The organism is Arthrobacter sp. B0427-1-12 (assembly GCF_059092905.1).
In genome coordinates, this window is record NZ_JBNHIC010000013.1 from 1 (window position 1) to 21,820 (window position 21,820).

Sequence of the window (21,820 nt, forward strand, 5' to 3'; positions counted from 1 at the left end):
TCCCCCTGCGTTCCCTCCGCCCCTCCTTCGGTTTTGACCTTGTTTCTCTTTCTCCATGTCTTTCGTTCCCTCTCGTGGGAGAGCTCGGACGAACCATTGGGGGGGGCCGCCGAACCCCCCCACCCGACAGTTTACTTACCGGCGGCCGAAGGCATTCTTGATCAGGATGTCCTGCTCGACGGCATGGCGCTTGGCCGAACCGGTAGACGTGGCGGCCGATGCCGGACGCGAAACCAGGCGCAGCCCGCGGTCGAGGTGTTCCGGCAGGTTCAGGCCGATGAACGGCCACGGACCCTGGTTGGCCGGCTCATCCTGTGCCCAGACGATCTCCGCATTCGGGTACTTGGCCACCGCGGACCTGATTTCCTCCACCGGCAGCGGGTACAGCTGCTCGACGCGGACCAGCGCAGTGCGGGTATCTCCGGTCTTCTGGCGGGCGGCCAGCAGGTCGTAGTAGAGACGCCCCGAAACCAGCAGCACGCGCTCCACCTCGCTGGCATTGAGCTCCTGAGTGTCGGGAATGACGGTCTGGAATGTGCCCTGGGTGAAGTCCTCGACGGCGGAGGCCGCCGCCTTCAGCCGCAGCAGCTGCTTCGGTGTGAAGACGATCAGCGGCTTGCGCGGACGGCTGTAGGCCTGGCGACGAAGCAGGTGGAAGTGCGACGCCGGCGTGGTCGGGTTGGCAACAATCATGTTCTCTTCGGCGCACATCTGCAGATAGCGTTCAATGCGCGCTGAGGAGTGGTCGGGACCCTGGCCCTCGTAACCGTGCGGCAGCAGCAACACCAGCGAGGAGCGCTGGCCCCACTTCTGCTCGGCGGAGGAAATGAATTCGTCCACGACTGTCTGCGCGCCGTTGGCGAAGTCACCGAACTGCGCTTCCCACAGGACCAGGGCATCCGGACGCTCCACCGAGTAGCCGTATTCGAAGCCCATGGCCGCGTATTCGGAGAGCAGGGAATCGTAAATCCACAGCTTCGCCTGGTCCTCCGCCAGCTCGGACAACGGCATCCACTCGTCCCCGGTGGCACGGTCATGGAAGACCGCGTGCCGCTGGACAAAGGTGCCGCGGCGGGAGTCCTGGCCGGCGAGCCGGACCGGGACACCCTCCATCAGCAGCGAGCCGAAGGCTGCGATCTCGCCGAAGCCCCAGTCGATGCCGCCTTCACGCGACATCAGTTCGCGCTTCTCCAGCAGTGCCTTGAGCTTGGGATGGACGGTGAAGCCTTCCGGGATGCTGACATGCGCCTTGCCGATGTGTGCCAGGGTCTGGGCGGCGATGGCGGTGCTGGACGGAACTCCAACGCCGCTGTCCGCCTGCTGGGCCATGGGGCGTTCGAGGTCGGAGATGGCCGCGGAGTCCTTCGTAACGATCGGGATCGGTGACGTCTGGGCGGCGTGGGTTTCGGCGAAAACGCGCTCCAGCCGTTCCTGGTAGTCGCGCAGCGCCTGGTCCGCTTCCTCCTGGCTGATGTCACCGCGGCCCACGAGGGCTTCGGTGTACAGCTTGCGGACGGAACGCTTGGCCTCGATCAGGTTGTACATCATCGGCTGGGTCATCGAGGGATCGTCGCCCTCGTTGTGGCCCCGGCGGCGGTAGCAGACCATGTCGATGACGACGTCCTTGTTGAACCGCTGGCGGTACTGGAAGGCCAGCTGTGCCACGCGGACCACGGCCTCCGGGTCATCGCCGTTGACGTGGAAGATCGGTGCCTGGACCATCTTGGCGACGTCGGTTGAGTACACGGAGGAGCGGGAGGCATGCGGCGAAGTGGTGAAGCCAACCTGGTTGTTGACGACCACGTGGATGGTGCCGCCCGTGCGGTAGCCGCGCAGCTGGGACAGGTTCAGTGTCTCGGCGACAACGCCCTGCCCGGCGAAGGCAGCGTCGCCGTGGACCAGGATCGGCAGCACGGGGAAGCTGTCACCTTGGTCGAGGCGGTCCTGCTTGGCGCGGACGATGCCTTCAAGCACGGAGTCCACGGCCTCGAGGTGGGAGGGGTTGGCGGCCAGGTAGACCTTGGTCTCATTGCCGTTGTCCGAGGTGAAGGTGCCTTCGGTTCCGAGGTGGTACTTCACGTCGCCGGAGCCCTGGACACTGCGGGGATCCTGGGTGCCCTCGAACTCGCGGAAGACCTGCGCGTAGGTCTTTCCCGCGATGTTGGTCAGCACGTTCAGGCGGCCGCGGTGGGCCATGCCGATCGCTACCTCGTCCAGGCCGTGGTCCGCGGCATCGGAAATGACCGTGTCCAGCAGCGGGATCAGTGACTCGCCGCCTTCCAGGCTGAAGCGCTTCTGGCCCACGAACTTGGTCTGCAGGAAGGTCTCGAAGGCCTCAGCCGCATTCAGCTTGCTGAGAACGCGCAGCTGCTCTTCGCGGGTGGGCTTGGAATACGGGTGTTCCAGCTGTTCCTGGAACCACTGCCGTTCCTCCGGGTCCTGGATGTGCATGTATTCGAAGCCGGTGGTGCGGCAGTAGGCGTCACGCAGCACGCCCAGGGTGTCGCGCAGCTTGAGGGTGGGCTTGCCGCCGAAGCCGCCGGTCGGCCACTCGCGCTCCAGGTCCCACAGCGTCAGGCCGTAGGTCTTGATGTCCAGGTCGGCGTGCTTGCGCTGGACGTATTCCAGCGGGTTGGTGTCCGCCATCAGGTGGCCGCGCACACGGTAGGCATGGATCAGCTGCTGGATCCGTGCGATCTTGTTGATCTCGGAGCTCGGATCGATCTGGTTGTCGACCGCCCAGCGGACCGGCTCGTAGGGGATCCGCAGCGATTCGAAGATTTCGTCGTAGAAGCCCTGCTCGCCCAGCAGCAGCTGGTGGACAAGCTTCAGGAATTCGCCGGACCCGGCACCCTGGATGACCCGGTGGTCGTAGGTGGACGTCAGCGTAATGATCTTGCTGATGGCCTGCAGGGCCAGCGTCTTTTCGCTGGCGCCCTGGAACGGGGCAGGGTACTCGAGTGCGCCGACGCCGATGATGCAGGCCTGGCCCTTGGACAGCCGCGGCACGGAGTGGTTGGTGCCGATGCCGCCGGGGTTGGTCAGCGAGATCGTGGTACCGGCGTAGTCGTCCGCACTGAGCTTGCCGGCACGGGCCTTCTTGACCAGGTCTTCGTAGGCATGCCAGAACTCCGAGAAGTTCAGGGTTTCTGCCTTCTTGACGTTCGGCACCACCAGCAGGCGGGTGCCGTCAGGCTTGGGCATGTCGATGGCCAGGCCGAAGTTCACGTGTGCCGGCTGGACGGCAACCGGCTTGCCGTCCACCTCGTCGTAGTACACGTTCTGGGACGGGAACTGGGACGCGGCACGGATGACGGCGTAGCCGATCAGGTGCGTGAAGGAGACCTTGCCTCCGCGGGCCCGGGCCAGGTGGTTGTTGATGACCACCCGGTTGTCGATCAGCAGCTTGGCCGGGACCGCCCGGACAGTGGTGGCGGTAGGAACCGTGAGGCTGGCATCCATGTTGGTCGCGATCGCCTTGGCGGGTCCACGCAGCACCGTGACCTTGTCCTCTTCCGCGGCAGCGGTGCTCGGCGCGGACTTGGGCAGCTGCGCCGGAATGGCCTGCGCGGTCGGCTGTGTGACCGGCGACGGCTTGGCGGCGGCCTTCGGTTCCGCCGCCTTGGCTTCGGCCGGCTGCTGTTCCGACGGTACCGGCTTCTTTGCCGGTGCTGCGGTGCCAGTGGACTCACCGGATGCTTCCGGCGTGGTGGTTTCCGTCCGGACGACCGGCAGCTGCCGGGTTACAGGACCGGCGCCGCGCTGCTGCGCTGCAGCTTCTGCGGTCTGCCGGTTGTTCGCGGGGGTGCCGGCGTCGGCGCCGTAGGATTCGAAAATGCTCCACCACTTCTTGTCGACGGAGTTCTTGTCCCGCAGGAACTGCTCGTACAGCTCGTCGACGAGCCATTCATTGCCGCCGAATTCGTCGGGTAGACGGTGGGTGGGTTGCTCTGGCACTTGTTATACGCCTCTTCCATGAGTTGCCGATTGCCCTGGTGCACCTTGCCCGAACGCCGCTGGATACGGCGCTGCCGCCGGGGATGCGGGTGCGGCCTATACATCTATTTAGACCTTTTGCCAGTCTAGTGATACATCCACGCCGGTAGCCAATCTTCGCGGCTAAATTGCGTCACACGCCACACTGCGTCCATATTGGCTGCGTAGACTCCCCATGCAGCCAACCGCCAGGAGCATTAAATGCGCTTCATCAACGAGCCAACGACGGACCTGACGTATGCTGATGTGTTCCTTGTGCCCACTAATTCCGATGTCGTTTCCCGGCTCGACGTCGACCTGGCCAGCGACGACGGCACCGGCACGACGATTCCGCTGGTGGTGGCGAACATGACGGCCGTGACCGGCAGGCGCATGGTGGAGACCGTGGCCCGCCGCGGCGGTCTGGCGGTCCTGCCGCAGGACGTGCCGCTGGAGGTCCTCCGGGAGGTCGCGCAGTGGGTCAAGGCCCGCCACCCGCTCTATGAAACGCCGCTGAAGCTGCTGGCGGAGGATACCGTCATCGACGCCATGCACCTGATGTATAAGCGCGCCCACGGTGCCGTGACGATCGTGGACCCCGCCGGCCATTGCATCGGCGTCGTCCGGCCTGCCGACTGCGAAGGCGTGGACCACTTTGCTTCGCTCGGCTCGGTGATGCACGCCGATCCGCTGACGCTCGATGCCGGCCAATTCGACGGCGGCGACCTCCAGGGTGCGCTGCAAACCGCTTTCGCCCGGCTGGACGCAGCCGGAACCCACTATGCGCCGGTGCTCCGGAACGGACTGCTCGAAGGCGTGCTCACCCGCTCCGGGGTCCTGCGCTCCACGATCTACCGTCCGGCACTGGACGGCCAGGGAAGCCTGAAGGTGGCGGCCGCCGTCGGAATCAATGGCGACGTTGCTGCCAGGGCAGCCGCGCTGCTGGAAGCCGGCATCGACGTCCTGGTCGTTGACACCGCCCACGGACATCAGCGGAAGATGATCGAAGCCCTCAAAGCCGTGCGCTCGCTGGAGCCTCGGGTGCCGATCGTGGCGGGCAATGTCGTCAGCGCCGAAGGTGTCCGGGACCTGATAGAGGCAGGCGCGGACATCATTAAGGTCGGAGTCGGTCCCGGGGCCATGTGCACCACCCGGATGATGACGGCGGTCGGGCGGCCGCAGTTCTCGGCGGTGCATGAATGCGCCCAGGCAGCACGGGAACTGGGCGCCAGCGTCTGGGCCGACGGCGGCGTGCGCTATCCGCGGGACGTGGCGCTGGCGCTCGCCGCCGGGGCCAGCCAGGTGATGATCGGTTCCTGGTTCGCCGGCACCTACGAAAGCCCCGGGGATCTGCACACGGACAGTGCGGGGCGCCACTACAAGGAGAGCTTCGGCATGGCCTCCGCCCGTGCGGTGCAGTACCGGACCCAGACCGAAGGGGCCTTCGACCGGGCACGCAAAGGTCTGTTCGAGGAAGGGATTTCGACGTCGAAGATGTACCTGGATCCGGCTCGTCCGGGTGTCGAGGACCTGATCGACCTGATCACTTCCGGGCTGCGCAGTTCCATGACCTATGCCGGCGCGGCCGATCTGGCCGAATTCCGTGAACGGGCCATCGTCGGCGTGCAGTCGGCGGCCGGCTATGAGGAAGGCCGTCCGCTGCCGCAGGGCTGGTAGGACCCACCCGGGCGGGGGCGGACCGCGGCGCTCCTGTAAAATAGTGAGCCTATGGACAGTAAATCCAGGTGCCGGCGGCGGCCGACGGTCCGCACCACATCCGCCCGCCTCGCCGGCAAGCCCCGAACACGTGCCCATCGTACTTCCGGCGCCGCGATGCCCAGCGGCGCTGACCACCCTCCGCCGGGAACGGCACCGGCTGCGGCGGGGACGGTGAACAGCTGAATGGAATGGCTGTTCCTCGTTTTCGGACTGCTGCTCATTCTGGGGACCGGCTTCTTCGTTGCCGTGGAGTTCTCGCTGGTCGCACTGGATCCGCCCACAGTGCAGCGGGCCGTCGACGACGGCGACAAGGCCGCCGAACCGCTGCTGCGGTGCCTGAAGAGCCTGTCCACCCAGTTGTCCAGCTGCCAGCTGGGCATCACCATGACAACCCTGCTGACCGGCTATGTCATGGAGCCTTCGGTCGGCCGGCTGCTGCAGGGTCCGATGCGGCAGCTGGGGCTGCCGGAAGCGGTGGCCTCGTCCGTCTCCCTGGTGGCGGCCATGGTGTTGGCCACCCTGTTGTCGATGCTGATCGGCGAACTGGTTCCCAAGAACATGTCGATCGCCATGCCGATGGCGGTCGGCAAGGCGCTGGCACGTCCGCAGCTGGTCTTCACCGCCGTGTTCAAGCCGGTCATCCTGCTGCTCAACGGATTCTCGAACCGCATCCTGCACCTGTTCGGCCTTGAAGCCAAGGAGGAAATCTCCGGCGCGCGGACTCCGGCCGAGCTGTCCTCGCTGGTGCGGCGGTCGGCGGAAATGGGCACGCTCGACGCCGGTACCGCCAACTTTGTCTCCCGCACCCTCCGGTTCTCCGAGCGTACGGCCGCCGATGTGATGACGCCGCGCATCCGGCTGGAGACCATCGAATCGGACCAGTCGCTCGAGGAAGTCATCGATGCGGCCCGGCGGACCGGCTATTCGCGTTTTCCCGTCATCGGCGATTCTCCGGACGACATCCGCGGCGTGGTGCACGTCAAGAAGGCCGTCGCCGTGCCGCGGGCCAAGCGCGCTGAACTGGCGGCCGCCACGATCATGAGCGAGGTGCTCCGGGTGCCCGAGACAGTGCATCTGGATTCCCTGCTGACGGAACTGCGGGACGCGAACCTGCAACTCGCCGTCGTGCTTGATGAATACGGCGGCACCGCCGGCGTCGCCACGCTGGAAGACCTGGTGGAGGAGATTGTCGGGGAGGTTTCCGATGAACACGACCGGGTCAAGCCCGGCGTCCTGCAAAGCGCCGAAGGCAACTGGTATTTCCCGGGCCTCATGCGCCCCGACGAGGTGACCGAACAGATTCCCCTGCTGGCCGTTCCGGACGAGTCCAGCTACGAGACCGTAGGCGGATTCATCATGGCCGAACTAGGCCGGATCGCCGAGGTGGGGGACCGGGTACAGGTGCACGGCGGGCTCCTGGAAGTCGAACGCATGGAGGGCCGCCGGGTGGACCGCGTGCGCTTCATCCCGCAGGAGCAGCAATCCGGGGACGCCGGGCAGCCGGACGACGGCGGCAGGCCGGGTGCCGTCGACGGCCCGCCTGCGGGCATGGGCGCCGGGGGAGGTGCGCGCTGATGGACCTCAGCGGAATTTTCTGGCTGGTTATCCTGCTGCTGGGCAACGCGTTCTTCGTCGGCGCGGAGTTTGCTGTGATGGGCGCACGGCGCAGCCAGATCGAACCGCTGGCGGAAACTGGATCCAAGCGCGCGAAGACCGCGCTGTGGGCGATGGAACATGTGTCGCTCATGCTCGCGTGCGCCCAGCTGGGCATCACCGTCTGCTCCATCCTGATCCTCAATGTCTCGGAGCCGGCGATCCACCATCTGCTGGCGATTCCGCTCGAGTCAGTGGGCGTGCCCCACGAGGCAGCCGACACGGCGGCCTTCGTCCTGGCACTGCTGATAGTGACGTTCCTGCATGTGACGCTCGGCGAGATGGTGCCGAAGAACATCTCCGTTTCGGCCGCGGACAAGGCCGCGCTGCTGCTGGCCGCGCCGCTTGTGTGGGTTGCCAGGCTGGTCAAGCCGGTCATCGTGAGCCTGAACTGGAGCGCCAACCACATTCTGCGGGCCATGAAGATCGAGCCCAAGGACGAGGTCACTTCCACCTACACGCTCGAGCAGGTCCAGTCGATCGTGGCAGAGTCGACCAGGCACGGCCTGGTGACGGACGAGACGGGCCTGATCTCCGGGGCGCTGGAATTCTCCGAGTACACCGCCGGCGGCACCATGGTGCCACGGGAGCAACTGGTCACGCTGGGCACGGGTACGACGCCGGAGCAGTTCGAGCGGGCGGTGGGCCGGACCGGATTTTCGCGCTTCGTGCTGGCCGACGAGCAGGACAACCTGACCGGCTACCTGCACCTGAAGGACGTCATGACGATCTCCCAGGAGCAGTACTCGCAGCCAATACCCGAGGGCAAGGTGCGGACGCTGGCGAACCTGCGGCTGGACGATGAGATCGAGGATGCGCTGGCCGTCATGCAGCGGACCGGCTCCCACCTCGGCCGCGTCATCGGTGCCAACGGCGTCACGAAGGGCGTGCTCTTCCTGGAGGATGTCCTGGAACTCCTGGTCGGGGAGATCCGGGATGTCACTCAGGCACAAGGCATCCGCCGGCTCGGCGGCGAAGCCACCGAAAGCTGACATGGCTCGTGGGTGCCTGCTTCCGAGCGGCAGCATGACCAGGTTCACCGCCCGAGTGTAATGCGAATGATTCCTGTTTGCGGTAGAGTAATCCGTCGTCAACCATCGAATTCCACCCCACAGATTGAGGACCCATGCCCCATTTCCGCCTCCCTGCCGCCGCGGCCGGTGCTGCCGCACTGATCTTGGTGCTTTCGGCGTGTGCCCAGCCTGCAGCCAGCGACGGGCAGGACGGTAGCGGCGACGGGCGGATCCAGGTGGTCGCGTCGACCAATATCTACGGCGACATCGCCGGCGCCATCGGCGGGGCCGCCGTGGAGGTGACTCCGATCATCAGCCGGATCAGCCAGGACCCGCACTCCTATGAAGCCACCGCGCAGGACAAACTTGCCCTGTCCAAGGCGGACCTGGTAATCGAAAACGGCGGCGGGTATGACAGCTTCATGCACGTGCTCATCGACGATCTGGGCATCGACCATGACAACGTGGTCACCGCCGTCGAGGTCGCCGGACTGGACATCGAGGCGCAGCATAGCGGCGACGAGGCAGGCCAGGCCGAGGCAGGTGAGGCCGGGGCCCATGCCGGACACGACCATGCCGTGAATGAACATGTCTGGTACGACCTTGCCGCTGTGTCGGACATCGCCGATGACATCGCTGGGAAGCTGGGCAGGCTGGACAGCGCACAGGCGGACACCTTCGCCGCCAACGCCGAGCAGTTCACCTCCCGCCTGGACGGCCTGCAGGCGAGGTTGGACGAGGTCGCGGCCCGCGCCGCCGGAACCAGTGTGGGAGCCACCGATCCCGTGGCCGGCTACCTCCTCGAAGCAGCCGGACTGGAAAACGCCACGCCGCCGGAGTTCGCCCAGGCGGTGGAGGAAGAATCAGATGCTCCGCCTCTGGCCCTGCAGGAGATGCAGGGCCTGGTGCGGTCGAAGTCGATCGCTTTCCTGGCCTACAACGAACAGACCGAGGGGCCGCAGGCCGAGTCGATCCGCGCGATCGCCGAGGAGGCAGGCGTGCCCGTGCTCAACTTCACCGAGACGTTGCCGGACGGCATGGCATTCATTGAGTGGATGACCGGCAACGTCGAGGCGATCGACGCCACCTTGGGCAGCAGGTGAGCATGCCCGGGCCCGTGGTGAGCCTCAAAGAGGCCTCGCTGTCCTTCGGCACCAGGGTATTGTGGCATGACCTGGACCTGGACATCCATCCCGGGGAGTTTTTTGCCGTGCTGGGACCCAACGGCTCGGGGAAGACCAGCTTCCTGAAAGTGCTGCTGGGCCTGCAGCCTCTGACCAGCGGCAGTGCAGCGGTCGGAAACAGGCCCGTGGTCCGCGGCAGCCGCGACATCGGCTATATCCCGCAGCAGAAGTCATTTCCGCCGGGGACTCCGCTGCGCGCCAGGGACCTGGTGGGAATGGGGCTGGACGGCCACCGCTGGGGCATGCGGCTGAACAGCCGGGCCTACAACCGGAAAGTGGACGAGTTGCTCGAGCTCGTCGGAGCCACCGGCTACGCCGAGGCCCCGGTGGGCCAGCTCTCCGGGGGTGAGCAGCAGCGCCTCCGCGCCGCCCAGGCGCTGGCGGACAATCCGAAAGTCCTGCTGTGCGACGAACCGTTGCTCTCACTGGACCTGCACCATCAGCAGGCGGTCAGCTCGCTGGTGAACCGCCAGTGCCGGGAGAACAACAGCGCCGTCGTTTTCGTCACCCATGAGATCAACCCGATCATCGACTACGTCGACCGTGTCCTCTACCTTGCCGGCGGCCGTTTCCGGGTCGGAACCCCGCAGGAAGTGATGACAACCGAGGTCCTGTCCGATATGTACGGCAGCCATGTGGAGGTCATCCACAACGAAGGCCGGATCATTGTCGTGGGCCTGCCGGACGCCACAACGCACCATCATGCGGAGGAGTCCTGAGCATGGATTTCACTGATTTCCTGAACGCGGTCTTCAACTTCGACAACTACGCAGAGCTGCTCCCACTGGTCCGCAACAGCATCATCGCCGGCGCAGTGCTGGGTGTCCTCGGCGGGCTCATCGGCACCTTCGTCATGATGCGCGACCTGGCCTTCGCCGTGCACGGCATCGCTGAGCTTTCCTTTGCCGGCGCCGCATTCGCCCTGCTGATCGGTGCCAACGTGGTCTTCGGATCCCTGGCGGGCTCCGTGGTTGCCGCGCTGATCCTTGGACTCATGGGCATCCGGGCAAGGGACAGGAATTCGATCATCGGTGTGATCATGCCCTTCGGCCTGGGGCTGGGCATCCTGTTCCTGTCCTTGTATGAAGGCCGTTCGGCCAACAAGTTCGGTCTGCTGACCGGGCAGATCGTGTCCGTCGATACGGTCCAGCTGAATCTGCTGGCGGGGACCGCTGTCGTCGTCATTGCAGCACTGGCGCTCATCTGGCGTCCGCTGACGTTCGCCAGCGCGGATCCCGACCTGGCGGAAGCGCGCGGCGTCCCGGTACGCGGGCTGAGCATCATCTTCATGCTCCTGCTGGGCCTGTCCGTGGCGCTGTCCATCCAGGTAGTGGGCGCCCTTCTGGTGCTGGCCCTGCTGATCACCCCTGCGGCCGCGGCGCTGCAGGTCACGTCTTCGCCCCGGCTGGTGGTGCTGCTGAGCGTCCTGTTCGCGGTCACGTCCGTCGTCGGCGGCATCCTGGTGGCGCTCGGCGGCCGGATTCCGATCAGCCCCTACGTGACGACGATTTCCTTCCTCATCTACGCGGCATGCCGCCTGCTCGCGGCCCGGAGGCGGAAGCGCGGCACCGCCGGTCACCGGCTCCAGGGTCACCGGCTCCAGGTTCAGGCGCCGGCGGAACACTCCGGGCAGAGGCCGTAGATCTCCACCGTGTGGGCCACCTGCGTGTAACCGTTTTCCTCGGCGACCCGCGACGCCCATTTCTCCACGGCCGGGGCTTCGATTTCCACTGCCTTGCCGCAGTTCCGGCACAGCAGGTGGTGATGGTGGTGCTCCGCTGCGCAGCGCCGGTAGACCGCTTCACCCTCGCCGTTCCGGAGCACATCGACCAGGCCGTCGTCCGCCATCGACTGCAGGATCCGGTAGACCGTGGCCAGGGAGACTGATTCGCCCTTGTCATGGAGCAGGCGGTAAAGCTCCTGGGTACTGACAAAATCGGTCAGCGCGTCCAGTGCGTTGCCCACCGCCAGTCGTTGCCGGGTCATCCGCTGCTCGGAGCCGCGGCGGGCGGCTAACGGTGGCCTGGCGGAGGCTTCGGAGGACATGCCGCGGTACTTCTCCCTGGCAGGCGGACGGTAGGTTGACGGTCCAGGCGGACGGTTTTGGATTGTGTCCCAGCCTACCAGCGTTCCTTATCCCCGGCCGGATGTGGCGCGGCCCGGGGTAGTCTGGGACGCATGAAGCTCACCAAGTTCACGCATGCCTGCGTCCGCCTTGAGAGCGGCCACGACACCCTGGTGATCGATCCAGGCTCCTTTTCGGAGGTGGCCGAAGCACTGGACGGGGCCCGCACCGTCCTGATTACGCACGAACATGCGGACCACATCGACGGTCCGGCTGTGCTGGAGGCCCTGCGCGGCAACGCGAAGCTGGAGCTGTTCGCGCCGCACGGGGTCGCCGAATCCCTGCGCGCCAAGGTCCAGGGAGACGACAGCGTCCGCTCCCGGATCATCGATGCGTTGCCGGAGACCCGTTTCGAGGTCCCGGGCTTCGACATCCGCACCTTCGGCGGCCAGCATGCGCTGATCCATCCGCATATTCCGATGGTGGCCAATATTGGGTACCTGATCAACGACGACGTCTACCACCCAGGGGACTCCTTCATCGTCCCGCACGGCCTCGAAGCCAAGACGCTGCTGGTGCCGATCCATGCGCCCTGGTCCAAAATCGGCGAGGTGATCGACTTCATTATTGCCGTCCGCGCCGCCAAGGCGTTCCCGATTCATGACGCCTTGCTCAACGAGACCGGCATGAACCTGGTGGAGGGTCACGTCAAGCGGATCGGCGGGCTGTACGGCACTGCCTACGAGCATCTGGCCCCGGGGGAATCTGTCCAGCTCTGAGCTGCAGGAACCAGTCCGGCGGACGGACGGATATGGCGGAAGGGTAATAGCATGCAGACTCTGATGGACGTGCAGGTACTGCGGCAGCGGATGGACTCCGGGCAGCACACGGTGCTGCTGGATGTCCGCTGGGCTCTCGGAGATCCCCACGGCCGGGACCACTACCTGGCGGCCCACATTCCCGGCGCCGTCTATGTGGACCTGGAAACACAGCTCGCCGCCCCGGCCAGCCCCGGCAGGGGCCGGCATCCACTTCCCGATCCGGACGCTTTCGAAGAAGCCGCCCGGGAATGGGGCATCAACAACGGTGACACTGTGGTGGTGTACGACGACGCCGGCAATACGGCCGCTGCACGGGCCTGGTGGCTGCTGCGGTACAGCGGGCATGAGGACGTCCGTCTGCTGGACGGAGGCCTGGCAGCCTGGCGCCGGGCCGGATTCGACGTCGAAGGCGGCGATGAACTGCCGGCGCTCGGGGATGTGGACCTGTCGGCAGGGCAGATGCCGACGATCGACCTCGACGATGCCGGGCGGTTCGCCGGCGCGGGGATCCTGCTCGATGCCCGGGCCGCCGAGCGCTACCGCGGCGAGGTGGAACCGGTGGATCCGCGTGCAGGGCACATTCCCGGGGCGCTGAGTGCGCCCACCGCCGGCAACCTGTCCCCGGAACAGACCTTCCTGGATCCTGCGGAGCTGCGCCGGCGCTTCGGTGACCTGGGTATCCGGGAGGACACCGACGTCGCGGTTTACTGCGGTTCCGGAGTGACGGCGGCCCATGAGGTGGCCGCCCTTGAAGTGGCCGGCATCCGTGCCGCACTGTTTCCCGGCTCCTGGTCCCAGTGGTCCGCCCGCGAAGATCTTCCGGCCGCCACCGGCAGCACACCCGCCGGGGACGGACCGGGCGCCAGCGCGCCGCCAGCGCCGTAACGCCGCTTGGCGGCGGAAGACGCCACCGGGTAGCGTCGAGGCATGAGCCTTGGACGACCCGTGCCCCCGCCGGCCGGAAAGCCGCTGGTCCTGCCGCCTGTGCAGACCCGCGCCGTCGACCCTAATTTCCCCCCGAGCCCAAGGAGCACCGTGAGCACCGTCTTCACCAAGATCATCGAAGGAAAGATCCCCGGCCGCTTTGTGTGGAAGGACGACGATGTCGTGGCGTTCCTGTCCATCGGTCCGCTCACGGACGGACACACCCTGGTGGTGCCGCGCCAGGAGATCGATAAGTGGACCGACGCGCCGGCCGAACTGCTGGCGAAACTGACAGGCGTCGCCCAGATCATCGGCACTGCCCAGCAGCAGGCCTTCGGCTCGGAGCGGGCCGGGCTTGTGATCGCCGGCTTCGAGGTGGATCATCTGCACATCCACGTCTTCCCGGCCAACACAATGGCCGATTTCGATTTCGGGCAGGTGGACAACAACCCGGATCCGGCCGTCATGGACGACAGCGCCGAAAAGATCCGCGGGGCGCTGAGGGCCGCCGGCCATGGGGAGACCGTTCCGGAAGCGTAGCTGCCCGGCCCGGACCGTTTTCCGGGGCCGTTTCCCGCGGCTATTTCGCCGCGAGGGCCTCATTGAGCGCTGTGCGGACCCGCTTTTCCGAGACCGAATAGGCCGTGCCCAGCTCCTGGGCGAACAAGCTGATGCGCAGCTCCTCCAGCATCCAGCGGACATGGGTAAGCGCCGCCGGAGGCCTGCCTGACGGCACCAGGGCGGCCAGGGCGTTGTCGTAGTCATCTTCGAGACGCTGGACGATTGCCATGTTCAGCCCGTCGCGCTGGACATTCGTGGGCAGTTTGTCCAGGCGCTTTTCTACCCCGGCAAGGTAGCGCGGCAGCTGGCTCAGCTGCGCATAGCCGGTGCGGGCCACGAAACCGGGGTAGACAAGCTGCCCCAGTTGGCTCTTGATGTCATTGAGCGCGCTGATCAGGGCCAGGCTGCTGCTGCCCTTCAGTCGCTTTTCGATCCGGCGGGCGCTGGACAGGATCTTTTCGACGACGGCGGTCACCGTGAAGACCGTGTCGATCAGTTCCGCGCGGACATGCTCATAGAGCGCATCGAATTCCGCCTCGGTGGCAGGCTGCAGCTTCCCGCCAGCAGCGGTGACGGGCGGAACGAGCTTGTCGATCGCGGCCAGCGTGCAGTCTTCGATCAGGGACGCGACGCTGCCGTGCGGATTCTGCGTGAAGGTCAGTTTCTCCGTGTTGCTCAGATGCTCCAGCACGTAGCGGGCCGGAGAGGGGACACGCAGCGCCAGCAGGCGGATGACGCCATCGCGCATCGCGGCGGCCTGTTCGCCGGCATTCTGGAACACCCGCAGCCCCACGGTGCTGCCCTCATCGACGAGCGCGGGGAAACCCGTGACCATGTGCCCGGCGACCAGCCGCTGGACCTGCGGCTGCAGGGTGCCCACGGCCCAGCCGGTGAGGCCGGACTGCTCTTCGAAAGAGGCCTGCCCGCCGGCGGCGGCGCGGGTGTCCGGCTGTCCAGGCTTCCCGGGTACTCCCGGTTTCCCCGCCTTGCCGGGTTTGGCCGTCTTCGGCGTGGCTCCCAGGGATTCGGCGATGGCCCGGCGGGTGGCCGGGGCCAGCTCCTCCTGGAGCCGGGCCAGGTCCTTGCCTTCGCCGAGGACCTTCCCGCGGGCATCCACCACCTTGAAGCTCATCCGCAGGTGCGGCGGGACGGCATCCCAGTTCCAGGATCCGGGCGGAATGACGTGGCCCTTCAGCCGGCGCAGCACCAGCTCGAGGGAAGGCTCCAGAGCGTCTGCGGCAGGGTCGAAGCCCTCCTCCAGCGCTGCCGTTGCGGTCCGGGCCACGTCCGGAGCCGGCACGAAATTCTTCCGGACCTGCTTGGGCAGCGACTTGATCAAGGCAGTTATCAGGTCAACCCGCAGCCCTGGGATCTGCCAGCGGAACGGCGCCGGATCCAGCTGATTGAGGAAGAGGACCGGGACTTCCACGGTGACACCGTCGGAAGGGTCGGGGGCTGCACCCGGAGCGGTGGGGTGGAACTCATAGCTCAGCGGCAGGTCGAAGCCGCCGAAGCGCCAGGTCTTCGGGTACGCCGCGGCATCGAGGTCCGCGGCGTCCTCTGCCAGCAGGGCCTCCGGGTCGAAGTCCAGCAGCGCCGGATTCTCCTGTCGGGCATGCTTCCACCATTTATCGAAGTGGCGCTCGGAAACCACCTCGGCTCCCACCCGCTGGTCATAGAACTCGAAGAGCGCCTCGTCGTCCACCCGCAGGCCCCGCCGGCGGACCCGGCTTTCCAGCTCATCGACCTCCGCCAGCAGCGCCTGGTTTCGGTGGAAGAATTTGTGGTGCGTCCGCCAGTCGCCCTCGACGAGCGCATGGCGGATGAACAGCTCGCGGGCCAGTTCCGGATCGACCCGGCCATAGTTGATCCGCCGCCGGTCGATGACCGGTACCCCGTAGAGGGTCACCTTCTCGTACGCCATCACCGAACCCGCACGCTTGGACCAGTGCGGTTCGCTGTAGCTGCGCTTGATCAGGTGCGGCGCTACCTGCTCCACCCAGAGCGGGTCGAATTTCGCCGCGACCCGGGCCCATAGCCGCGACGTCTCCACCAGTTCGGCGGCCATGACAGCTTCCGGGGACTTCCTGAACAGTGCGGAGCCCGGGAAGATGGCGAACCGGATACCCCGGGCGCCGGCGTACTCGCGCTTGCGTTCGTCGTACAGCCCGATGTGGCTGAGCAGCCCGGCCAGCAGGCTCATATGCACCGCGTCGTGCTTGCCTACCGGGTCCACCTGGTCCGCGGCCAGGGTGATGCCCAGCGGCTTGGCCAGCTGGCGCAGCTGGGCGAAGAGGTCCTGCCACTCGCGCACGCGGAGATAGTTGATGAACTCGGCATGGCAGAGCTTGCGGAACTGGGTGGAGGACAATTCCTGCTGCTTTTCGCGCAGATAGCGCCACAGGTTCAGGTACCCGGTGAAGTCCGAATTCTCATCGGCGAAGCGTTTGTGCTTTTCGTCCGCCTGCGGTTTCTTGTCCGATGGCCGTTCACGCGGGTCCTGGATGGTCAGCGCGGCGGCCAGCACCATCACCTCGCGGACGCAGTCCCGTGTGCCGGCTTCGACGATCATCCGTCCCAGGCGTGGATCCACCGGCAGCTGTGCCAGCTGGCGTCCGACGGCGGACACTGCGCCCTGCGCATTCAGCGCACCGAGCTCGCGCAGGAGGGTCACGCCGTCGTTAATGGCCTTGGCATCCGGCGGTTCCACGAACGGGAAGGACGCCACGTCCTTGGGGCCCCGGGCGACGCCCATCGCCGTCATCTGCAGGATGACGGCGGCAAGGTTGGTGCGCAGGATCTCCGGGTCGGTGAATTCCCGCCGGGATTCGAAGTCCTCCTCCGAATAGAGGCGGATGGCGATGCCGTCGGAGACGCGGCCGCAGCGGCCGGAGCGCTGGTTCGCCGAGGCCTGCGAGATACGTTCGATCGGCAGCCGCTGAACTTTGGTGCGGTGCGAGTACCGGGAGATGCGGGCGGTGCCGGTGTCGATAACGTACTTGATACCGGGCACGGTCAAGGAGGTCTCGGCGACGTTGGTCGCCAGGATAATGCGCCTGGCGCCGCCGGGACTGAATACCCGGTGCTGCTCCTGCAGCGACAACCGCGCGAACAGGGGGAGGATCTCCGCCCCGGCCAGCCGCGGGTTGCGTGCCACCGTGCTCCGCAGCGCATCCGCGGCATCGCGGATTTCGCGCTCGCCGGAAAAGAAGACCAGGATGTCCCCGGGCGCTTCCCGCGACAGTTCGTCGACGGCGTCGCACACCGCGTCCAGCGGATCCCGGTCCTCTTCGAGCTCGTCCTCCTCGCTGCCATGCACAGGTTCGTTCAGCGGCCGGTAGCGGATCTCCACAGGGTACGTGCGGCCGGAGACCTCGATGACCGGGGCGGGGCCGGCGTCGTTTGCGAAGTGGTTGGCGAAGCGTTCGGGATCGATCGTGGCGGAGGTGATGATCACCTTCAGGTCCGGCCGCTGCGGCAGGATCCGCCGGAGGTAACCGAGGATGAAGTCGATGTTCAGGCTGCGCTCGTGGGCCTCGTCGATGATGATGGTGCTGTAGCGCCGCAGCAGCTTGTCATGCTGGATTTCCGCCAGCAGGATGCCGTCCGTCATCAGCTTGATCCTGGTCTGCCGGCTGACTTCGCCGGTGAAGCGGACCTGGAATCCCACGTCCTCGCCGAGCTTGACGTCCAGCTCGCTGGCGATGCGCTCGGCCACCGTGCGTGCGGCCAGCCGGCGCGGCTGCGTGTGGCCGATCAGGCCGTTCTCCGCCAGGCCCAGCTCCAGGCACATCTTGGGGATCTGGGTGGTTTTGCCGGAGCCGGTTTCACCGGCGATGATGGTGACCTGGTTCGCGGCGATGGCGGCCATGATGTCCTCGCGCCGCTCCGATACAGGCAGCTCCGCGGGATAGGTGATGGCGAGCTGTTCTACGGGCACCCATCTATCTTAGTAGCTGGGTGGTGCAGGATGGGTCGCAGGCTCGATCCGGACATTTCTCCGGAGCGGGGGAGCCAGCGCAGACAATTTGTCAGTCATACTCACGGTGCCTGGGTTGTTTGTCTCCGGGCTGGATTGAGTCGCGTACAATGTGATAGGTATCACAGGTGCCTTGGGGGCGATGATGTCCCCGTGTGCCTGTTCCGGGAATTCCGAAGAAGGGAACCAACATGAATCGTCCGGCCAAGAGCGTCCTGGGTGCAGGCCTGGTGGTGTCGGCGCTGCTGTTGACCGCGTGCGGCGGCGGTGACTCCGGCGGAACAAACGCCGGCGGAGGCGGAGAGAGCGTGGACATCGGCATTACCCAGATCGTGTCCCACCCCTCGCTCGATGCCGCTCGCGAAGGCTTCAAGCGCGCGCTGGCCGAAAACGGCTACACCGAGGGCGAGAACGTCACCTTCGATGAGCAGAACGCCCAGGGGGACCAGGCTACCGCGACCTCAATCGCCAGCAACTTCGCCAGCAGCCAGAAGGACCTCGTGCTGGCCATTGCCACCCCCACCGCCCAGGCGGCAGCGCAGTCCATCGTCGACATTCCAGTGCTGTTCACGGCGGTGACCGATCCGGTGGAAGCCGGCCTGGTGGACAGCCTGGAACAGCCGGGAGGCAACCTCACCGGCACGACGGACCGGAACGACGTCGCCCGGCAGCTCGGGCTGGTCAAGGAACTGGTCCCGGACGCGCAAAGCGTTGGCATCGTCTATAGTTCCGGTGAGGTCAACTCGCAGGTGCAGGTCGACGCCGCCCGCGAAGCTGCCCAGGAACTGGGTCTTGAACTGGAGGTGGCGACCGTCAGCAACTCCAGCGAGGTCCAGCAGGCGGCGCAGTCCCTGGACGTCGACGCGTACTATGTACCGACCGACAACAACGTCGTGTCCGCGTTCGAATCGCTCATCCAGGTTGCCGAGTCCAAGCAGGTTCCCGTGATTCCTGCCGAGGGGGACAGCGTGGAACGGGGCGGCGTCGCGACCTACGGCATCAACTACGAGGAGCTTGGCTTCCAGACCGGGCTGATGGCAGTGCAGATCCTGGACGAGGAGGCCGATCCCGCCCAGATGCCGGTCGAAAGCCAGTCGGAGCCGCAACTGGTCGTGAACCAGTCTGCCGCGCAGCGGATGGGCGTCGAAATCCCGGCCTCTCTGCTGGAGCAGGCGGACCAGGTCATCGAGTAAGGATCCACACCGGATCCGCTGAGGGACTGAGGGTAATTCCCAATGATTACTGCTGTTGAATTAGGGCTGATCTACGCGGTGATGGCTCTAGGGGTCTATCTGACCTTCCGCATCCTGAACTTCCCTGATTTGACGGTGGACGGGAGTTTCACCACGGGGGCCGCCGTTTCGGCGATCATGATCATCAACGGCGTGCCCCCGCTGGTGGCGACCATTGCGGCCTTCGGGGCCGGCCTGGTCGCCGGCTGGATCACGGGCATGCTGCATACCAAGGGCAAGATCAACGGCCTGCTGGCCGGCATCCTGACGATGATCGCCCTCTACTCCATCAACCTGCGCATCATGGGCAGGGCCAACCTGCCGCTGCTGCGCGAGGACACCCTCATCACGCCGCTGCGCGAAGGCGGGTACCTGGGCGGGATCGTTGCCATCCTGGCCTTTGCCGCCGTCGCCCTGGCGCTGAAATTCGCGCTGGACTGGTTCCTGCACACGGATCTGGGCCTGTCCATGCAGGCCACCGGCGACAATGAGGAAATGATCCGCAGCTTCGGAGTCAGCACTGACCGGATGAAGATCCTCGGGCTCTCCCTCTCCAACGGCCTGGTGGCCCTCTGCGGGGCCCTGGTCGCGCAGTACCAGGGTTTTGCGGACATTGGGATGGGTATCGGACTCATCCTGGTGGGGCTGGCCTCGGTGATCATCGGGCAGGCCGTCTTCGGCGGACGGCTGATCATGATCGCCACGCTGGCCGTCGTGCTGGGGTCCGTGCTCTACCGCATCGTCATCCAGTTCGCCCTGATGGCGGGCCTGGATCCGAACGACATGAAGTTGATTTCCGCCGTCCTGGTCGTGGTGGCGCTGATCCTGCCGCAGTGGAAGGTGTTCCGGAGGGTGCCGACCCTGAACGAGATGAAGAAGTCGCTGGCGGGAGCAAAGGGCTGATCATGCTGGACATTGCACATGTACATAAGACCTTCTTTGCCGGCACGGTCAACGAGCGGGCGGCGCTGAAGGACATCAACCTGACGCTGGCGCCGGGTGAGTTCGTGACCGTGATCGGCAGCAACGGCGCCGGCAAGTCCACGGTCCTGAACATCACCTCCGGAAAGCTGAAGCCGGATTCCGGGTCCGTGACGATCGCGGGACAGGATGTCACCAAGCTGGCGGACCACCAGCGGGCCCGGTACATCGGACGGGTGTTCCAGGATCCGATGGCCGGCACGTCGCCGGAGATGACGATTGAGGAGAACCTCTCCATTGCCTATGGCCGCGGAAAGCCGCGCGGCCTGGCCTGGGGCGTGAACCGGAAGAAGCGGGATATCTTCCGGGAGGAACTCAAGGCGCTTGAGCTGGGGCTGGAGAACCGGCTCAAGGCCAAAGTCGGACTGTTGTCCGGCGGTCAGCGCCAGGCCCTGTCCCTGCTCATGGCCACCTTCCGCGGTCCGCAGATCCTGCTGCTGGACGAGCACACCGCGGCGCTTGATCCGCAGCGGGCGGAGCTGGTGTCCCGGCTGACGGCGGAGATCGTGGCGCGGCACAACCTGACCACGCTGATGGTGACGCACAACATGGAACAGGCCCTGCGCCTGGGCACCCGGCTGATCATGATGCACGAGGGCCGGATCATCCTGGATATCGATACAGAGCGGAAGAAAAAGACCACGGTGCAGGACCTGCTGCACGAGTTCGAAAAGATCAAGGGCGGCCAGCTCGACGACCGCACGATGCTCCAGTAGCCGGCCGGGGACCCCTCGTCGCTAGCTTTGCCCGCCCCGCCCCAGTCTGGCGGCCAGTTCGGCTGCGCGCTCGCGGAACCGGGGCGGCTCCAGGATTTCGAAGTCCAGGTCGAGTGCGGCCAGGTGGACCAGCGGAATGTCCATCGAGTCCCAGCCGCTGCGCATGATCGTATGCGTCTCGCCGTCGGCAGCCAGCTCTGCCAGATCCGGCCCCAGCCTGTCTGCCACCACATCCAGGGGTGCGGCGAAGCGGACGACGACGTCGAAACGGTACGGAGACCGGGTGATCGAGCGCTGAACGTAGGCTGCCGCGTCGCCCTCCGGCAGTGGGCGCGGCGCGAAGCGCCCGCGCGGGGAGGGGATGTTCTCCAGCCGGTCCACCCGGAACGTGCGCCAGTCCTGGCGAGCTGTGTCCCAGGCCAGGAGGTACCATCGCCTGCCAGTGTCGACCAGGCGGTACGGTTCGACGGTCCGGCGGGAGGCATCGCCGTCGTTCTTTGCGTACCGGAATAGCACCACCCTCCGGTCCGCGATGGCGGACGACAGGGCGGTGAGCACCTCTGGATCCACGGGAGCGACCGGAACGGCGATGGTGCTGACAGCGTTCTTCATGGCAGCAAATTGGGCCCGGAGACGGTGCGGCAGGACCTGCTCCAGCTTTGCCAGGGCGCGCACAGAGGCTTCGCCGATGCCCGCGACGGGACTGGCGGTCACGGCGCTGAGCCCGAGCGCGGCTGCCAGGGCTTCCTCATCATCGAGCAGCAGCGGCGGCAGTTCGGCGCCCGCACCAAGCTGGTAGCCGCCGGCGACCCCGGGGGAGGCCTGGATGGGGTAGCCGAGCGTACGGAGCTTGCCGATGTCCCGCCGGACGGTGCGTTCGGTGACGGACAGGCGCTCGGCAAGTGCGGCGCCGGTCCATTCGCGGCGCATCTGCAGCAGCGACAGCAATTGCAGCAGCCGCGCGGAAGTTTCCAGCATGGTGGAAATCTATCCCGGA

Annotated in this window: 16 protein-coding genes; 12 read left to right on the forward strand and 4 right to left on the reverse strand. The window is 66.2% G+C overall.

What is annotated here, in order from left to right:
* Positions 1-135: 135 nt before the first annotated feature.
* Positions 136-3,957 (reverse strand): multifunctional oxoglutarate decarboxylase/oxoglutarate dehydrogenase thiamine pyrophosphate-binding subunit/dihydrolipoyllysine-residue succinyltransferase subunit, encoded by a 3,822-nt coding sequence (locus tag AC5RWU_RS10010; protein WP_494027909.1) that lies wholly within the window; start codon positions 3,955-3,957, stop codon positions 136-138.
* A gap of 240 nt (positions 3,958-4,197) precedes the next feature.
* Here AC5RWU_RS10010 and guaB1 point away from each other — a divergent pair, with 240 nt between their 5' ends.
* The 6 genes from guaB1 to AC5RWU_RS10040 all read left to right on the forward strand — a co-directional run bounded on the left by guaB1 (position 4,198) and on the right by AC5RWU_RS10040 (position 11,186).
* Positions 4,198-5,652 carry a GMP reductase gene (gene guaB1, locus AC5RWU_RS10015; protein WP_494027908.1) on the forward strand — a complete coding sequence of 485 codons (1,455 nt, stop codon included), beginning with the start codon at positions 4,198-4,200 and terminating at the stop codon, positions 5,650-5,652.
* Positions 5,653-5,877: 225 nt separating this feature from the next.
* Positions 5,878-7,269, forward strand: coding sequence for a hemolysin family protein (locus AC5RWU_RS10020; protein ID WP_494027907.1), 1,392 nt, complete (start codon positions 5,878-5,880; stop codon positions 7,267-7,269).
* Positions 7,266-8,339, forward strand: coding sequence for a hemolysin family protein (locus AC5RWU_RS10025; protein WP_494028134.1), 1,074 nt, complete (start codon positions 7,266-7,268; stop codon positions 8,337-8,339). The genes AC5RWU_RS10020 and AC5RWU_RS10025 overlap by 4 nt, the downstream gene beginning before the upstream one ends.
* Before the next feature lie 134 nt (positions 8,340-8,473).
* Positions 8,474-9,463, forward strand: coding sequence for a metal ABC transporter solute-binding protein, Zn/Mn family (locus AC5RWU_RS10030; RefSeq protein WP_494027906.1), 990 nt, complete (start codon positions 8,474-8,476; stop codon positions 9,461-9,463).
* 2 nt (positions 9,464-9,465) lie between these two features.
* A complete protein-coding gene (locus tag AC5RWU_RS10035) occupies positions 9,466-10,263 on the forward strand; it encodes a metal ABC transporter ATP-binding protein (RefSeq protein WP_494027905.1) in 798 nt (265 codons plus the stop codon).
* A 2-nt stretch (positions 10,264-10,265) separates the two neighbouring features.
* Positions 10,266-11,186 (forward strand): metal ABC transporter permease, encoded by a 921-nt coding sequence (locus AC5RWU_RS10040; RefSeq protein ID WP_494027904.1) that lies wholly within the window; start codon positions 10,266-10,268, stop codon positions 11,184-11,186.
* Here the strand turns inward: AC5RWU_RS10040 and AC5RWU_RS10045 are convergent.
* Positions 11,150-11,590, reverse strand: a complete 441-nt coding sequence (locus AC5RWU_RS10045; protein WP_494027903.1) for a Fur family transcriptional regulator — start codon at positions 11,588-11,590, stop codon at positions 11,150-11,152. The two genes, AC5RWU_RS10040 and AC5RWU_RS10045, sit on opposite strands and share 37 nt — an antisense overlap.
* A 132-nt stretch (positions 11,591-11,722) precedes the next feature.
* Between AC5RWU_RS10045 and AC5RWU_RS10050 the strand changes: the two genes are divergently transcribed.
* The 3 genes from AC5RWU_RS10050 (at position 11,723) to AC5RWU_RS10060 (ending at position 13,894) form a co-directional block, all read left to right on the forward strand.
* Positions 11,723-12,388, forward strand: coding sequence for an MBL fold metallo-hydrolase (locus AC5RWU_RS10050; protein ID WP_494002644.1), 666 nt, complete (start codon positions 11,723-11,725; stop codon positions 12,386-12,388).
* Between the two features lie 51 nt (positions 12,389-12,439).
* Entirely contained in the window at positions 12,440-13,315 is an 876-nt protein-coding gene (locus AC5RWU_RS10055; protein WP_494027902.1) for a sulfurtransferase, read from the forward strand.
* A 150-nt stretch (positions 13,316-13,465) separates the two neighbouring features.
* Entirely contained in the window at positions 13,466-13,894 is a 429-nt protein-coding gene (locus tag AC5RWU_RS10060; RefSeq protein ID WP_494027901.1) for an HIT family protein, read from the forward strand.
* Between the two features lie 40 nt (positions 13,895-13,934).
* Here the strand turns inward: AC5RWU_RS10060 and hrpA are convergent, their stop codons facing one another.
* A complete protein-coding gene (gene hrpA / locus AC5RWU_RS10065) occupies positions 13,935-17,786 on the reverse strand; it encodes an ATP-dependent RNA helicase HrpA (protein ID WP_494028133.1) in 3,852 nt (1,283 codons plus the stop codon).
* A gap of 299 nt (positions 17,787-18,085) precedes the next feature.
* Here hrpA and AC5RWU_RS10070 point away from each other — a divergent pair, with 299 nt between their 5' ends.
* Genes AC5RWU_RS10070 through AC5RWU_RS10080 form a run of 3 tightly spaced genes read left to right on the forward strand, consistent with a single transcriptional unit; the run spans position 18,086 to position 20,823 of the window.
* Positions 18,086-19,087 carry an ABC transporter substrate-binding protein gene (locus AC5RWU_RS10070; protein WP_494027900.1) on the forward strand — a complete coding sequence of 334 codons (1,002 nt, stop codon included), beginning with the start codon at positions 18,086-18,088 and terminating at the stop codon, positions 19,085-19,087.
* 42 nt (positions 19,088-19,129) lie between these two features.
* Positions 19,130-20,029: an ABC transporter permease gene (locus AC5RWU_RS10075; protein WP_494027899.1), complete on the forward strand. Its 900-nt coding sequence runs from the start codon at positions 19,130-19,132 to the stop codon at positions 20,027-20,029.
* Positions 20,030-20,031: 2 nt separating this feature from the next.
* Positions 20,032-20,823, forward strand: a complete 792-nt coding sequence (locus AC5RWU_RS10080; RefSeq protein ID WP_494027898.1) for an ABC transporter ATP-binding protein — start codon at positions 20,032-20,034, stop codon at positions 20,821-20,823.
* 21 nt (positions 20,824-20,844) lie between these two features.
* Here the strand turns inward: AC5RWU_RS10080 and AC5RWU_RS10085 are convergent, their stop codons facing one another.
* Complete coding sequence (locus tag AC5RWU_RS10085; protein WP_494027897.1) at positions 20,845-21,801, reverse strand: helix-turn-helix transcriptional regulator; 957 nt, start codon at positions 21,799-21,801, stop codon at positions 20,845-20,847.
* Between the last annotated feature and the right edge of the window lie 19 nt (positions 21,802-21,820).

Coding starts and splice junctions, on each gene's coding strand:
- AC5RWU_RS10085 (WP_494027897.1), bottom strand. CDS start 21,801: ATGCTGGAAACTTCCGCGCGGCTGCTGCAATTGCTGTCGCTGCTGCAG.
- guaB1 (WP_494027908.1), top strand. CDS start 4,198: ATGCGCTTCATCAACGAGCCAACGACGGACCTGACGTATGCTGATGTG.
- AC5RWU_RS10030 (WP_494027906.1), top strand. CDS start 8,474: ATGCCCCATTTCCGCCTCCCTGCCGCCGCGGCCGGTGCTGCCGCACTG.
- hrpA (WP_494028133.1), bottom strand. CDS start 17,786: ATGGCCGCCATCGCCGCGAACCAGGTCACCATCATCGCCGGTGAAACC.
- AC5RWU_RS10080 (WP_494027898.1), top strand. CDS start 20,032: ATGCTGGACATTGCACATGTACATAAGACCTTCTTTGCCGGCACGGTC.
- AC5RWU_RS10050 (WP_494002644.1), top strand. CDS start 11,723: ATGAAGCTCACCAAGTTCACGCATGCCTGCGTCCGCCTTGAGAGCGGC.
- AC5RWU_RS10070 (WP_494027900.1), top strand. CDS start 18,086: ATGAATCGTCCGGCCAAGAGCGTCCTGGGTGCAGGCCTGGTGGTGTCG.
- AC5RWU_RS10045 (WP_494027903.1), bottom strand. CDS start 11,590: ATGTCCTCCGAAGCCTCCGCCAGGCCACCGTTAGCCGCCCGCCGCGGC.
- AC5RWU_RS10055 (WP_494027902.1), top strand. CDS start 12,440: ATGCAGACTCTGATGGACGTGCAGGTACTGCGGCAGCGGATGGACTCC.
- AC5RWU_RS10035 (WP_494027905.1), top strand. CDS start 9,466: ATGCCCGGGCCCGTGGTGAGCCTCAAAGAGGCCTCGCTGTCCTTCGGC.
- AC5RWU_RS10075 (WP_494027899.1), top strand. CDS start 19,130: ATGATTACTGCTGTTGAATTAGGGCTGATCTACGCGGTGATGGCTCTA.
- AC5RWU_RS10020 (WP_494027907.1), top strand. CDS start 5,878: ATGGAATGGCTGTTCCTCGTTTTCGGACTGCTGCTCATTCTGGGGACC.
- AC5RWU_RS10040 (WP_494027904.1), top strand. CDS start 10,266: ATGGATTTCACTGATTTCCTGAACGCGGTCTTCAACTTCGACAACTAC.